Origin of the sequence: Actinokineospora spheciospongiae (assembly GCF_000564855.1) — a bacterium.
GTDB classification, from domain to species: Bacteria; Actinomycetota; Actinomycetes; order Mycobacteriales; family Pseudonocardiaceae; genus Actinokineospora; species Actinokineospora spheciospongiae.
In genome coordinates, this window is the sequence record NZ_AYXG01000103.1 from 41,584 (window position 1) to 55,227 (window position 13,644).

The 13,644-nt window shown below is 70.4% G+C and carries 16 protein-coding genes and 1 pseudogene; 8 read left to right on the top strand and 9 right to left on the bottom strand.

Going from position 1 to position 13,644, the window contains the following annotated elements; translation table 11 throughout:
* Positions 1-31: 31 nt before the first annotated feature.
* Positions 32-1,060, bottom strand: coding sequence for a hypothetical protein (locus UO65_RS14665; protein ID WP_035282914.1), 1,029 nt, complete (start codon positions 1,058-1,060; stop codon positions 32-34).
* A 206-nt stretch (positions 1,061-1,266) separates the two neighbouring features.
* A complete protein-coding gene (rocD, locus tag UO65_RS14670; protein WP_035282916.1) occupies positions 1,267-2,481 on the bottom strand; it encodes an ornithine--oxo-acid transaminase in 1,215 nt (404 codons plus the stop codon).
* Positions 2,482-2,606: 125 nt separating this feature from the next.
* Here rocD and UO65_RS14675 point away from each other — a divergent pair, with 125 nt between their 5' ends.
* Positions 2,607-3,452 (top strand): polyphosphate kinase 2 family protein, encoded by an 846-nt coding sequence (locus tag UO65_RS14675; RefSeq protein ID WP_035282917.1) that lies wholly within the window; start codon positions 2,607-2,609, stop codon positions 3,450-3,452.
* A 122-nt stretch (positions 3,453-3,574) separates the two neighbouring features.
* Here the strand turns inward: UO65_RS14675 and UO65_RS14680 are convergent, their stop codons facing one another.
* From UO65_RS14680 to UO65_RS14700, 5 genes are all read right to left on the bottom strand, one after another.
* Complete coding sequence (locus UO65_RS14680) at positions 3,575-4,393, bottom strand: helix-turn-helix domain-containing protein (RefSeq protein WP_035282918.1); 819 nt, start codon at positions 4,391-4,393, stop codon at positions 3,575-3,577.
* Positions 4,368-4,811 (bottom strand): hypothetical protein, encoded by a 444-nt coding sequence (locus UO65_RS14685; RefSeq protein WP_035282920.1) that lies wholly within the window; start codon positions 4,809-4,811, stop codon positions 4,368-4,370. The genes UO65_RS14680 and UO65_RS14685 overlap by 26 nt, the downstream gene beginning before the upstream one ends.
* 42 nt (positions 4,812-4,853) lie before the next feature.
* Complete coding sequence (locus tag UO65_RS36745) at positions 4,854-5,696, bottom strand: helix-turn-helix domain-containing protein (RefSeq protein ID WP_161784467.1); 843 nt, start codon at positions 5,694-5,696, stop codon at positions 4,854-4,856.
* On the bottom strand, positions 5,693-6,058 hold the full coding sequence (locus UO65_RS36750; protein WP_161784468.1) for a hypothetical protein: 366 nt from the start codon (positions 6,056-6,058) through the stop codon (positions 5,693-5,695). Before UO65_RS36750 ends, UO65_RS36745 begins: the two co-directional genes overlap by 4 nt.
* A gap of 663 nt (positions 6,059-6,721) precedes the next feature.
* Positions 6,722-6,940 (bottom strand): hypothetical protein, encoded by a 219-nt coding sequence (locus UO65_RS14700; RefSeq protein WP_152552101.1) that lies wholly within the window; start codon positions 6,938-6,940, stop codon positions 6,722-6,724.
* A 489-nt stretch (positions 6,941-7,429) separates the two neighbouring features.
* Here UO65_RS14700 and UO65_RS38985 point away from each other — a divergent pair.
* Positions 7,430-7,585 (top strand): annotated as a pseudogene (locus UO65_RS38985) (helix-turn-helix domain-containing protein); the annotation flags it as partial.
* 6 nt (positions 7,586-7,591) lie between these two features.
* Entirely contained in the window at positions 7,592-8,689 is a 1,098-nt protein-coding gene (locus UO65_RS14710) for a hypothetical protein (protein WP_233427580.1), read from the top strand.
* On the opposite strand, the gene UO65_RS14715 is transcribed toward UO65_RS14710, so the two are convergent.
* A complete protein-coding gene (locus UO65_RS14715) occupies positions 8,676-9,392 on the bottom strand; it encodes a Type 1 glutamine amidotransferase-like domain-containing protein (RefSeq protein ID WP_233427581.1) in 717 nt (238 codons plus the stop codon). The genes UO65_RS14710 and UO65_RS14715 overlap by 14 nt on opposite strands.
* A 220-nt stretch (positions 9,393-9,612) precedes the next feature.
* On the opposite strand from UO65_RS14715, the gene UO65_RS14720 reads away from it, so the two are divergent.
* The 5 genes from UO65_RS14720 to UO65_RS14740 all read left to right on the top strand — a co-directional run bounded on the left by UO65_RS14720 (position 9,613) and on the right by UO65_RS14740 (position 12,543).
* Positions 9,613-9,981, top strand: coding sequence for a hypothetical protein (locus UO65_RS14720; RefSeq protein WP_052021181.1), 369 nt, complete (start codon positions 9,613-9,615; stop codon positions 9,979-9,981).
* Positions 9,978-10,862, top strand: a complete 885-nt coding sequence (locus tag UO65_RS14725) for a phosphotransferase enzyme family protein (protein ID WP_084175584.1) — start codon at positions 9,978-9,980, stop codon at positions 10,860-10,862. Before UO65_RS14720 ends, UO65_RS14725 begins: the two co-directional genes overlap by 4 nt.
* A 142-nt stretch (positions 10,863-11,004) precedes the next feature.
* A complete protein-coding gene (locus tag UO65_RS14730; RefSeq protein ID WP_035282933.1) occupies positions 11,005-11,484 on the top strand; it encodes an SLOG cluster 4 domain-containing protein in 480 nt (159 codons plus the stop codon).
* Positions 11,485-11,568: 84 nt separating this feature from the next.
* Positions 11,569-12,291 carry a phosphatase PAP2 family protein gene (locus UO65_RS14735; RefSeq protein ID WP_052021182.1) on the top strand — a complete coding sequence of 241 codons (723 nt, stop codon included), beginning with the start codon at positions 11,569-11,571 and terminating at the stop codon, positions 12,289-12,291.
* 60 nt (positions 12,292-12,351) lie between these two features.
* Positions 12,352-12,543, top strand: coding sequence for a hypothetical protein (locus UO65_RS14740; protein WP_146241235.1), 192 nt, complete (start codon positions 12,352-12,354; stop codon positions 12,541-12,543).
* A 39-nt stretch (positions 12,544-12,582) separates the two neighbouring features.
* Here UO65_RS14740 and zapE read toward each other — a convergent pair whose 3' ends face one another.
* Complete coding sequence (gene zapE / locus UO65_RS14745) at positions 12,583-13,620, bottom strand: cell division protein ZapE (RefSeq protein WP_035282937.1); 1,038 nt, start codon at positions 13,618-13,620, stop codon at positions 12,583-12,585.
* Positions 13,621-13,644 lie beyond the last annotated feature (24 nt).

Genomic DNA, 13,644 nt, shown 5'->3' on the forward strand with positions numbered 1-13,644 from the left:
TGGTCCTCTCGTTCGGCGTGGGTGCGGGTGTTCACAGCCGGTCGGCCGGGATGCTCGCCAGCAGTTGCGCCATCTGCTCCCGCGACAGCGCGGCCGCTTCCGGCATCTCGGCGACGAGCTGGGCGAAGGCCTCGTTCAGGTCGTCCACGGCCGCGTCCGGGATCGCGTCGGACTCCTGGGCGATCTCGCCGAACCGGTCCTGCGCCTCGGCGATCTCCTCGGGGCTGAACAGGTTCTCCAGCGCTTCGAGCACGTCGTCCTCATCGGACTGGGCCGCTGGCACCGGGGTGGCGATCACGATGCCGTAGTCGGCGAAGTACTCGACCCGCTCGGGTGTGGTGGCCGGGGCGTGCTCCAGGAACGCCTCGGCGAAGGACCGCACACCGCGTTCGTCGGCGTAGAAGAGGAAGTACGGGGTGAAGGTCTCCCACGCCTCCTCGGTGCCGTCCCAGGACGGTCCGAACTCGGCCAGGAACGCCGCCCACACCTCGGGGTCGGGTTCGGCCTCCGGTTCCGCGGCGGTCGCGATCGCGATGCCGTAGCCCGCGAAGAAGCCCACCCGGTCCCCGGAGTCCGCGGCGTACTCGACGAAGGACCTGGCGGGCGCGGCGACGCCGCGCTCCGCGGCGTAGAAAAGGAAGTAGTCCACGAACCCGGACCAGTTCTCCTCCTGCCCGTCCCAGGAGGGCCCGTACTCCTGCAGGAACGCGGCCCACTCCCCCTCGTCGTACGCCGTGTCGTCCACCTCGGGCTCCGCTTCGGTGGCGGCGGCCATGCCCCGCAATTCCGCCGCCAGCGTCGCGACCCCGGCGTCCTGGGCCGCGCGGAACAGCTCCACCCCGCCGTTGCCCTCCGCGTACCGCGCCAATTCCTCGCCCGCGGCGGGGAACCCCTCCACCGCGGCGCGGTCGAGGAGGGCGGCGCGCAGGGCGTCGAAGTCGGAGCTGCCCGCGGAGTCCAGGTCCTGGTAGACCTCGACCACCACGGTGAACAGCAGCTCGGGGTCGCGCACGTCGTGGTCAAGCAGGACACGCAGCGCGCCGTCGAGGGCCTGGTCCATCTGCGCCTCTTCCCTTCACCTGGTCGCGGCACCGGCCGGGAGCGGCAGGTCTCGGTGTTGCCCCGCCAACGGTAGGGGCGCGACCGCGGTCGCCGTTGCCCTCGGAGGCAGCCGCGCGGGCACTCCGGGCGCACCGACCGAACGGGACCGGCCTGCCCGCGACGGGCGTCGCGGGCAGGCCGGGGTGCGGGTGGGCGGGAACGGGGTCAGGCGATGACCTGCGCCAGGGTGTCGATGCCGTGGTCGATCTCGGCTTCGGTGACGACCAGGGGCGGGGCCATGCGCAGCGTGGTGCCGTGGGTCTCCTTGCACAGCACCCCGCGCGCCATCAGGGCCTCCGACGCGGCGCGGCCGGTCCGGTCGGTGAGTTCGACGCCCGCCCACAGGCCGCGGCCGTGGACCCGGGTCACGCCGTGGCCGACGAGGTCGCCGAGCCTGCCGTGCAGGTGGGCGCCGAGGGTGGTGGAGCGCTCCTGGAACTCGCCGGTGGCCAGCAGGCGCACCACGGCCCGGCCGACGGCGCAGGCCAGCGGGTTGCCGCCGAAGGTGGAGCCGTGTTCGCCGGGGCGCAGCACGCCGAGCACGTCGCGGCGGCCGACGACCGCGGAGACGGGGAGGATGCCGCCGCCGAGGGCCTTGCCCAGGGTGTAGAGGTCGGCGCGGACGCCCTCGTGGTCGAGGGCGAACAGGGTGCCGGTGCGGGCCAGGCCGGATTGGATCTCGTCGGCGATGAGCAGCACGTCGTTGGCGTCGCAGAGGCGGCGGACGGCGGGGAGGTAGTCCGGCGGCGGGACGACCACGCCCGCCTCGCCCTGGATGGGTTCGACCAGGACGGCGGCGGTGCGGTCGGTGATGGCCGCCTGCAACGCTGCGGTGTCGCCGTAGGGGACCACGCGGAAACCGGGGGTGAACGGGCCGAAGCCGTCGCGGGCGGTGGGGTCGGTGGAGAAGGAGACGATGGTGGTGGTGCGGCCGTGGAAGTTGCCGCCCACCACGATGACCTCGGCGGTGTCGGCCGGGACGCCCTTGACCTCGTACGCCCACTTCCGGGCGACCTTGATCGCGGACTCGACCGCCTCGGCGCCGGTGTTCATCGTCAGCACGAGGTCGGTGCCGGTCAGCTCCGCCAGCTCCCGGCAGAACAGCCCGAACTGGTCGTGGTGGAACGCGCGGCTGGTCAGGGTCAGCTTCCCGAGCTGGTCGACGGCGGCGGCGACCAGCGCCGGGTGGCGGTGCCCGAAGTTGAGCGCCGAGTAGCCTGCCAGGAAATCCAGGTACCGCCGACCGCGCACATCGGTCACCCAGGCCCCCTGCGCCTCGGCGACCACCACCGGCAGCGGGTGGTAGTTGTGCGTGCTCCACTGCTCGGCCAGCGCGATGTGGTCGGGCAGGGTGGTGGCGGGGGGCACGGTCGCGGTCATGCGACCAGGCTAGGCGCACGTGGACGTCGGTTTCAGCCGTCGGGTGTTGCTTGTGGCGTGCATTCGTTGCGCGCTGACCGACTCTGGCGCGGGTTCGTTGCATCCGCCCGGCTACGCTCTCGGGCATGGCGAAGAAGACGGTCCCGTCCGTTCGGGACGCGCTGCGGGTGCGCCCCGGTTCGGGCCTGCACCTGGGTCCGCGCGACACCCCGGTGGGCCCGGCGACCAAGGCCGAGGCGGCCGACCTCCTCGCCGCGACGGGCGAGCGGCTCGCCGTGCTGCAGGAGGCGCTGTACGCGGAGTCCCGCCGCTCGGTGCTGCTGGTGCTGCAGGGCATGGACACCTCGGGCAAGGGCGGCACGGTCTCCCACGTCTGCGGGCTGGTCAACCCGCAGGGCCTGCGGGTCACCTCGTTCAAGGCGCCGACCCGGCAGGAGCTGCGGCACGACTTCCTGTGGCGGGTCCGCAAGCAGGTGCCCCCACCGGGGTACATCGGCGTGTTCGACCGCTCGCACTACGAGGACGTGCTGATCGCGCGGGTGCAGGAGCTGGTGCCGCGCGAGGTGTGGGACGCGCGGTACTTCGCGATCAACGAGTTCGAGGCCGAGCTGGCCGAGGCGGGGACGACCGTGGTGAAGGTGTTCCTGCACATCTCCCCGGAGGAGCAGCGGGAGCGGCTGATCGCCCGGCTGGAGACCCCGGCCAAGCAGTGGAAGTACGACCCGGCCGACCTGGTGGCCCGGTCGCGGTGGACGGAGTACGAGGAGGCCTACCGGGCGGCGCTGGAGCGGTGCGGGACCGCGGCGGCCCCCTGGTACATCGTCCCCGCCGACCGCAAGTGGTACCGGAACTGGGCCGTGGCGAGCGTGCTGCTGGAGACGCTGGAGGAGCTGGCGCCGACGCCGCCCGAGCCGACCTACGACGTGGCGGCGGAGCTGGCCAGGATCACCTACGCCGACCCCTGGGGCTGATCCCGGGTACCGAGGCGCCGCTCGACTCAGGACGGCGACGGACCCCCGCGTCGTACTCGACGTGGGGTCCGTCGCCGCGCGCGTTCGGTGCCGTCGAGCATCGCGGAGGGCTCCGGGTGGACTCATCCGACGGTGCCCGTCCGTGCCGCGAGATCGGTCAGTGTCCGTCGGGTGTGTTCCGCGGTGGCCGCGGCCGTCGTGGCGGCGCGCAGCAGTGTCGTGTGCGCGGCGGTGGAGTCGGGGCTTTCCAGGATGACGTGGGTGCCGTGGTGGTCGATGTGGACCACGGGTGGGAAGTGGTCGATGTGCAGGACCCGGAAACCCGGGTGTGGCGGGAAGGTGGCGGGCAGCAGGCGGATGGTGTTCGGGGCGGTGTGGCACAGGTGCAGCAACTGCTCGCCCATGACGTCCGCGGGTATCGCGGGGTGGGTGAGGGCACGGGGGTGCAGGAGGAACCGGTCGGTCGGCGGGGCCGCCGGCTCGGGGGACTGGTGATCACCGATCGGGTGACCGAGGGCGTGGTGGTACGCGGCGGTCCGCAGCGGGCGGGGGATGAGCAGGGGGTCGAGCCAGGTGGCGGTGTCCGCGACCTCCTCGATCGCGCCGAGCGCGCTCGTCCCGGCGCCGGGGCGGATGATCCACTCGGTCAGGTCGGCGTCGGCGGTCAGCCGGTAGAGGTGGGGTCGGCGGGCCGGGTCGATGTCGAGCAGGCCGCACAGCCCGCCGATCTCCAGGGCGGTGGGAACGCGGCGGCCCGTCATGACCCGGTTGAGCATCGCGGGCGACATGGTCATCTGCCCGGCGAGTTCCCGGGTGGTGAGACTGCGGGCCAGCCGAGCGGTGTCGAGTTCGCGGGCCACCAGCAGTCCCCGCAGGGTCTTCGCGCGGACGCCGTTGCCGTCCGCGCGCGGGGTGTCAAAGGCGGTGCCGTGTTCTGGCATGGGTGCGGGTTCCTCGTGGTCGTTCGTCGGGTTGGGGTGCGGTGGTGGGGGTCAGGAGTGCGGCTTGTCGTCGCTGTGCGGCGGTGAGGAGTTCTTCGAGCCGGGCGGGGAGCCAGGGTTCGGCTGGTTCGTCTGGGAAGGTGTTCAACAGGTGGGTCGTCTCCCGCCAGCCGTCGGCCATCCGGACCCAGACGAGGTCCGATGCCGCGACCCAGCGGCCGAGGAAGACCTGCCCGGTCCCGGTCTCGTCCATCACCACGAATTCCCGGTGCCCGTCGCCGAGGCGGTAGCCCCCGATGACCGTGTCACCGGCCCGGCGGGCGAGCAGGTTCCACCCATCGGCCAGCAGTTCGCGGCGCAACTCCACCGGGGAGACGGCATCCGCGCCGGACACCACACGCGAGTACCGCGCGTTCATCGTTGCCATGGTGAAGGCCCTTCCAGTCAATGGCGTGGGTGGTCACGGGTACAGGCCTGCGGTGCGTTCGTGGTCGGCGGCGAAGCGGGTCAGCAGATCGACGCTGTCGTCCGGGGAGGCCGCGATCGAGAGCAGCCCGTGCAGCGTGTCCTCGACCACCCGCGTGTCGGCGGGGTCGTCGAGCAGTCCGGAGGCGGCGTCGGAGTGCAGGTGCACGACGGTGGGGGCGTCGGTGATCCGGTACACCGCGCAGTCGCCCGGGGACCGGTACCCGCCTTCCCGGAACGGGACCACCCGCACCGCCACCGGCCTGCCCCGCACCAAGGCCACCAGGTGCCGCAACTGCTGTGCCATCGCCGTCGGACCGCCGACGGGGCGACGCAGGACGGCTTCGTCGAGGATGAGGGTGCGGTCGGGTTGGGTGGGGTCCAGCAGGATCTCGCGCCTGCGCCCCGCGCGGGTCAGGGCCGCGTGTTCCTCGTGGCGGCGGTGCCAGCACAACGCCCGGGTGTAGTGCGGGGTCTGGGCGACCAGCGGAAGTGCGGTCGCGGAGAACTCGACCACCGACCGGGCACTCGCTTCGAGTACCGCCACCGCCTCGTCGTGCGGCCCGAAAGCCCCCGGAACCTGCCACCACCCGGTGGCGGGTTGCCCCTGGGCGAGGGCCAGCACCTGGGCACGCTCATCCGGCGGCGGCTGGTAGACGGCCAACGCGGCGCCCACCTCCACTGGACCGAAGGGGCGTTTGGCGTTCTCCGACCGGTTCACCGCCGCCGAGGACATCCCCAACCGGGGCGCGGCCTGCCGGGTCGTGAGTCCACGATCGCGACGGCACCGGGCCAGGGCCATGCCCAACACCCGATGACGGATGTGCACGTCCGTCATCGCACCCCGCCCCGCTCGCGCCCGGCCGCGGAGCGGCCTGCCCAAGAGGTGTTCGGCGTTCGGGGCGATGCTGTTCCGGCGAGCCACGCCCGGGCGATCGTGGTCAGCCCCCGGTCGTCGGCCCACTGCAACCCCAGGGGTTTCGGGATCGTGGCCACCACCGGCTGAGGGCCCTCGATCACCACACCGGGAAACCGGCGGTCCACGAGGATGAGGACACGCTTTTCCTCGATGCAGACCCCCCGGAACACTGCGATCACGGTGTCCCCGGCCGCGAGGCGGAACGTGTGCCCGCCCTCGAAGACCCGCGAGCACGCCGCCCGACCGATCCGGGCGGACGGGGTCAGGAACCGCGTCGTCACCGGCCACCCCCGCACCAGGCCGGTCCGCCCGGGAACAACAACCGCACCAACGCGCAGGCACACCACGAACACAGGAACAAGTTCGGCGGGCGATGTGGCCCCACCAGGTCCACCGGAACCCGGCACGTGCTCCACACCCAGTCATCGACACCATCCGGAGGGGGACACCGCACGACGTGCACCTCGTCCGGGAAGTGGGAGTTCGACCCCCACCAGACCACGGATCGCCCACCCGGATCACCGACCCCGCCGGGCATCACCGGTGTCCGCGACGCACTGCTCACCACGTCATCGCCTCCTTGCCGCCACCAGGTACACGGACAAGGCTTCGTTGACCTGGGCCAGGCCACCCAAGAGCACCTGGTCATCTCTCCAGGGGTTGTCCGACTCAGCGGCATTGGAGGGCATGTCGTTCGGGTCAGCCATGGGAACGCATCCGTTCTGTGGCAAGGAACAAATTGGAAGTAGTGGCGGTCAGAACGCGGCTGTTGCTCTACGACTGCTCGCCTAACCGCTCCGGTAATGCGGGATGAGCCTTGGCGGCTTGGCGCAGCTTGCGGATGGCGCTGTCGGCTCCGTTGATCTCGCGCGGCTCACCCAGGGACGTCACCGCCCAAGTCGCTCGCGCCACGGCCGCCAGCTCCGTGAGCGTCAGCGACACCGTCACGGATGCCTCAGGTTCACTCCGGGGCTTCCTGCGCGGCATGCCCCCACACCGGCGCTCCAGGCCCGCGACTGGCGACCGGACAGCGCTCGCTCGACGTCCGGGGGCAAGCCGCCGTCCATGCCCCACGGCTCGACGTCCCGCAGCACCAGCTCCCGCACCAACGAGGCCACCACCTCCACCCGGTGCGACAGGTGACCGCCGTCGAGCACCACCACGGCGGCGACTTGGCGCTCGTCGAGGCATTGAGCAGGCCCGTGAAGCCTGGCCGCTCATCGGCCTCCAGGACCCCCGAACAGACGTCGGTGAACACCGTCCACAGCTCCCAGCCCTCCCGGGCACACCAGCTCGCCAAGGTCTCCTTGCAGCCTTCCAGGTAGCCCGGCCGGTCACTGCCACTGCGGACGTAGCCGAAGACCACCTCCGCCGGGGCGCAGCCTCCCTGAAGGCAGGCGGACCGGTTGCCCTCTGCCGAACACGCGGGGTACGGCTCGTGCGCTGCTGACTGGCAACCTGACGTGAGGTCATCCGTCTCGGCTCCCTGGCTCGGGGGTGAGGGTGGCACCCGCCGCCCCGGGGCGGGGTTCAAGGCAGCGGGTGCCTGACCACGAGTTTTGTGTGCTTCACTGGGTGCAGTCGATCGGTCGCGGCCAGTTGTGAAGAACTGTCAAGGAGCGGCAGTGCCCGGGAATGCTGAGCTAGGAGCAGTGCTCCGCGAACTGCGGACAGCACGGGGGTTGACATTGGGTGCTGTCGCTAGCCAGGTCCGCTGTGCACCGTCGTTGCTCTCGTACGTCGAGAGTGGCCAACGTCAGCTCCACGAGTGGCTTGCGGCCAAGCTGGACGAGGTCTACGGCACAGGTGGTGTAGTGGTCTCGCTCCTGCACGGCACCGTCACCATGTCTGATTCGCCCCCATTTAGGGTACCTTCTGAGAGCGATGTGTTCGTTGTGTCGCTGCTTGGAGGTGAAGCGATGCCGCTCTCACGGCGAGAACTGCTGGCCTCTCTGAGCGTTGGTGTCGCAGGTACGGTGCTGAACCGCCGCTTCGAGAGAGTGGTTGAAGCGCTTGATATGACCACCGATCCGCTTGACCACTTCGCCGCAACCTATAACGGCTTCCAAGTTGCTACCCGGTCGCTTCATCCTCACCGGTTGATTGACGGCCTGACCGGCAGCGTGGCCGTCTTGGACGGACTTCGCCGCCGCGCAGGCAGCAAGGAACAGTCCCAGTACCACCAGATGCAGGCGCGCTTCGCTGAAAGTCTCAGTTGGCTCAGCGAGGAGGCAGGCGACCTACCGAGCGCGATGTACTGGATCGACCGAGCCTCCCAGTGGGGTCAAGCCGCTGACTGGCACGCCATGTCCGCGTACGGGTTCGTGCGACGCTCCATGATGGTCGTCAGCTTCTCAGGAAACGGCCGCCGGGCTATCGACAACGCCACAACGGTCATCTCCCAGTCCCAGTCGTCGCCACGGATGCGGGGCTTGGCTGCCAAACAGATAGCCTTCGGCCATGCGCTGCTCGGCGACCAGGAGGCAAGCACGCGCGCCCTCGACCAAGCCGTGACGCTGCTGTCCAAGCCGGTCCAGGGCGGTGATGCGCTGCTGGGACAACGCAGCGTCTTGACCGAAGACCTCTTCACGATCTTCCAGACCACCTGCGACATCTACCTAGGCCGCGGTGAGCAGGCCATTGCCAGCCTGGCACCGCGCCTGGACAGCTTGTCGTCTTCTTCGGCTCGTACTGCCACGATCACCAGAGCCAAGGTGGCTCGGGCCTACGCCAACATCGGGCAACCCGAAGAAGCCGCGCACCACGCCTTGGCTGCTCTCGATGACATTGAAGCAGTCGGCTCACAGTCGGCCCGAGCCGAACTGGGGCGAGCAGCCCGTACCTTCGCCCGCTGGCGAGGTCGTGAGGACATGCAGGCTGTGCTCCGCCGTTTGCAAGTCAGGACCGTTTGAGGCGAGTTACGTCCAGTGGCTCCTCGTGGACATCGCTGCCGTTCGCTGTCACCCGGTAAGCCCCGGCGTGCTTGCGGTCGCTGATCGCGCGCACCAACTCGTGGCCTTGGAAGTGCAGTCCGGCTCCAGTGTCCATGGCATAACCCTCTGACGGCAGTTCTCCTGCTCGCATCGCGCCCTCAAATACTTGGCGGCGGTCGCCGTAGTGCACAGCGTTGCTGTACGGCAGCAGGCCCAGGCCGTCCCGGTGTGCCTGTACCTCACCGAACGAGTCGGTGACACCGCCAGCAAACCAGCACAGCGAACCCGCGGACTCTCCACCGAGGATGACACCGTGCTCGTAGCAGTCACGAAGCACCTGATCAAGGCCATGCTCCCGCCAGACCTCCAGAGCCTTGGCCACGTTGCCACGATCGACCCAGACAAGGGTTTTCTCACCGAGAAAACGTGCCAAGTCGCGCGGCCGGTCGTCGGCCGACAGCGCGAGATGACTTGTCTCTACATCGGTGTCGGCGAAGGCCGCGTAAAAGCTCTCGATGCTGGCCGTGTCGTCATCGCTGGCGGTCGGGATGAAGCAGACCTTGGGCTTGGTCAGGTTGCCTGCCAACTCGAAGGCGTATCGGAAGACCGGAGACGGTTGCCAGGGGTCACGGGCACGGTTGAAGCCCATACAGGTGGCGAGGATGTGCGATGCAGCGGTCACAACACATATCTTACAACGTAATCCGATAGTGTTATCATGACAGTATGGGTTCAGATGACACTGGCCCAGTGGGATTAATTGGTCGAGTTAGACATGTAGACGAAGAGCGTAAATTCGCCGATATTGAGTTGCAAAATGGGAATATCATCAGTTGCGAGATTGACGAAGAAGACGAGACGACCACTTCGCCAGGGCAACCCCTGTCAACGACCCGGAGTGGATGGGCTACTACGACGACGCCCAGCACGCAGGAGACACCGGACACGCCCTGTTCGACCTTGCCATCAGCGACCATTCCCCCACCGAAGCCCGTGCCCGCCTCACCGCCGCGGTCGACGGCCACACCGCCGAGTTCACTCGCTCCAAGGCCATCTCCAGCATCAAGCTCGCCTCACTGACCATGGCCACCGGCGAGCCCGCCGAAGCCACTGCGATCGGTATCGCGGCCCTCGACACCGCGGGCACCATTCGGTCCTGCCGCGCCGCCGACGACCTGCGTCAGCTCTCCGGCTTCGCAGCACGCCATCACGCCACCTCAGGGACAAGCGAGTTGCGTCACCGCATCGCCGCTCTCACCACCGTCTCGTGAACACCCACAACATCGACCACCGCGCACTGATCGACGCCTGCGCCCAAGCAGGTCTCAACCCCGACGGAGCCCAGCCGCTACGGCTCGGCGAGAACGCCCTCTACCGGCTGCCCCACGGTGTGGTCGTCCGTCTCTCCCGCCCCGGTCGAGCTGTCACCGCACGCAAGGAAGTCGCGGTCGCCCGCTGGCTGGCCCGTCACGACGTGCCCGCCGTCCGCGCCCTCGACATCCCCAACCCCGTCGAGACGCACGGACGCGCCGCCACGTTCTGGACCGAGCTGCCCGAGCACCGCCACGGCACCCCCATCGAGATCGCCGCCGCCGTCCGCCGCCTGCACGAACTGCCGATCCCCGACGACGTGTTCCTCGAACCCCTCGACCCGTTCGTGCGCCTGACCGACCGCGTCGATGGCGCCACCGCCCTCAGCGAAGACGACCGCAAATGGTTGCGCCATCACATCACGACACTGCGCGACCGCCACGCCGACCTGCCCGCCGGGCTACCGGTCTGCGTCATACACGGCGACGCCTGGGACGGCAACGTCGTCACCACCACCGACGGGCACACCGTGCTGCTCGACCTCGAACGCACCGCGATCGGCCCACCCGAATGGGACCTTGTCAGCACCGCCGTCAAACACCTCAGCTTCGGCTGGATCACCGACAGGGACTACCAGGACTTCTGCCACGGCTACGGCCACGATGTCACCACTTGGACCGGATACGAGCTGCTCCGCGACATCCGCGAACTCCGCATGACCTGTTACCTCGCCCAACACGCCACCGAACATCCCTCCACCCGACGCGAAGCCCAACTGCGCGTCAACTGCCTCCGCGGCCGCACCACACCACGGCCCTGGGCCTGGACACCGGCGACATGACCACAGCACACCCGTGCACCGGGTGTGCTCACACCGTCTCCCATTTCCGCACCTGCAACGACACCGAAGTTCCCACCAGCCGCGAACTCGACCACGGCATCACCGTACGAACACCAACCACAGCAGGGAAGGCCGCCGACACATGCCGTTCCAGGTCGCCGTCTGCGGGCCACGCCACTGCACACCCCAGGACGAACAGCACGCCCGCGAGGTCGGGCGCCTGCTCGCCCAGGCGGGCGCGACGGTGATCTGCGGCGGCGGGGTCGGGGTCATGGCCGCCGTCGCCGCCGGAGCCCACGCCGAAGGCGGCCTCGTCATCGGCGTCCGCCCCGGCGACACCGCCGCCGACGCCGACCCCCACCTGTCCGCCGTCATCGTCACCAACCTCGGCGAAGCCCGCAACGCCGTCATCGTCTGGTCCGCCGACGCCGTCATCGCCATCGGCGGCTCCTGGGGCACCCTCTCCGAGATCGCCCTCGCCAAACGGCGCGGCACCATCCCCGTCATCACCCTGGGCGGCTGGACCATCACCGACCACCACGGCAACCCCCTCGCCGACGACGCGATCCCCGCGAGCACGCCCCAGGACGCCGTCACCCACGCGCTGAACCACCGATCCTGAGAGGCGGGCCGACCGGCGCATTCGCCGTCGGGACGCCCTGGGTCGGATCGGCTCGGCCGGGTCACCGCGGGCATAGTGGGACCCGTGGAACGTGACCGCCTGCTGCCCCGACCGCTGCGCGGTCCCGCCGCCGCGGTGGCCGCGGTGTGCTTCGCCGCCGTGCTCGCCCTGGGCCTGCCGGTGGCGGGCCAGGCCGACGCCGGGGCCGCGGACGCGGCGGTGACCGGGGCGGTGGACCGGGTGTTCGCCGGGGTGCCCGGTGTGCTGGAGCCGCTGTCGTACTCGACGGCCCCCGCGGCGATGGTCGGGCTCATGGTGGTGCTGGTGGTGATCGCGCTGCGGCTGCGCAGGCCGCGGGTGGCGCTGCTGGCGGTGGCCGGGCCGGTGTTCACCGCCGCCGTGAACACCTGGGTGCTCAAGCCGCTGTTCGACCGCACGCACGACGACTACCTCGCCTACCCGAGCGGGCACACCGGCACGCTGGTGTCGATCCTGGCGGTGATCACGCTGGTGGGCGCGGGCAGTGCCCCGGCGGGTGCCCGGCTGCGGACCGCGCTGCTGTCGGGGGTGGCGGGGCTGGTCCTGACCGCGGTCGCGGCGGCCGCGATCGTCGGGCTCGCCTACCACTACCCGAGTGACACCGTCGGCGCGCTGTTCTGGGCGGTCGGGGCCGTGATCGTGGTCGCGGCGGGGATCGACCGCCTGCCGGTGTCCGCGCGGTCGGCGGTCCGGCGCCCGGACGGCTCCACCGGTAGCGTGGCGGGTCGTCACCCGAAGTGGCGGGGGGACCACCGCGTGGCGCCCTGAAACCGGGGGCGTACGGTGCGTAACCTGGCAGAGCGGCCTTTCGCGACGGAGAGGATGGCGGTGACCGACACACCCATCTACGACCAGATCAACCAGGAACTCGGTTTCTCGGAGAGCAGGCACGACGCGACCGAGACCGCTCCACGCCCCCGCAGGCAGTCGGGGGCGCGTGCGGCGGGGTCGAAGACCGGCGTGTCCGTGTGGGCGCTGATCGACGAGCACAAGTCCACCCCGACCGGCCGCCACACCTAGCCCCACCAGCCGGTTCCCGGTCCCGGCCGGTACCGCGGTTTAGTCCTGGGCGCCCGGCAACGACGCCGCGTCCCGGGACAGGGCCACCAGCCTGCTGACCGCCCGCAGGTACTTCTTGCGGTAGCCGCCGCGCAGCATCTCCTCGGTGAACAGCGCCGACACCGGCGCGCCGGAGACCACGACCGGTACCGCGCGGTCGTAGAGCCGGTCGGCGAACGCGACCAGCCGCAGCGCCACGTCCTGCCCGGTCAGCGGCGCCACCCCGCGCAGGTGCACAGCGGTCACCCCGTCGACGAGCCTGCCGTAGCGCGAGGGGTGCACCCGGGCCAGGTGCGCGCACAGCGCGGTGAAGTCGTCCAGTGTGGACCCTTCGACCCGCTCGGCACTGGCGGCCAGGTCGGCGTCGGTCATCGGGTCGGGGGCGTCGGGCAGGCCGCGGTGGCGGTAGTCCGGGCCGTCGACCCGCACGACGTCGAAGCGGGCGGACAGGGCCTGGATCTCGCGCAGGAAGTCCTCGGCGGCGAACCGCCCCTCCCCCAGCTTGTCCGGCAGCGTGTTCGACGTGGCCGCCACGTGCACGCCCGCGTCGGTCAGCTCGGCGAGCAGGCGGGTGACCAGCATGGTGTCGCCGGGGTCGTCGAGTTCGAACTCGTCGAGGGCCAGCAGCCGGTGCCCGGAGAGCCGGGTGACCGCCTCGCGGAAGCCGAGCGCGCCGACCAGGTTGGTGACCTCGACGAACGTGCCGAACGCCTTGGGTCCGGGCACCGCGTGCCACAGCGAGGCCAGCAGGTGGGTCTTGCCGACGCCGAAGCCGCCGTCGAGGTAGAGGCCCGGCTTGCCCGGGTCGGCCTTGCCGCCGAACACCCGCTTGAGGAACGACCGCTCCCCGCCGCCCGCGCCGACCCGCGCGGCGAAGGCCGAGCCCGCCTCGACCGCGGCGGCCTGGCTGGGCTCGTCCGGGTTGGGCACGTAGGTGTCGAACCGGACCCCGCCGAAGCGCGGCGGCGGTGCCAGCGCGGCGACCAGCTCGTCGGCGCCGATCTCGGGCTGGCGGTCGGTGAGTTTCCCGGCGGACATGCCGGGAGCGTATCCGCGTGCTTG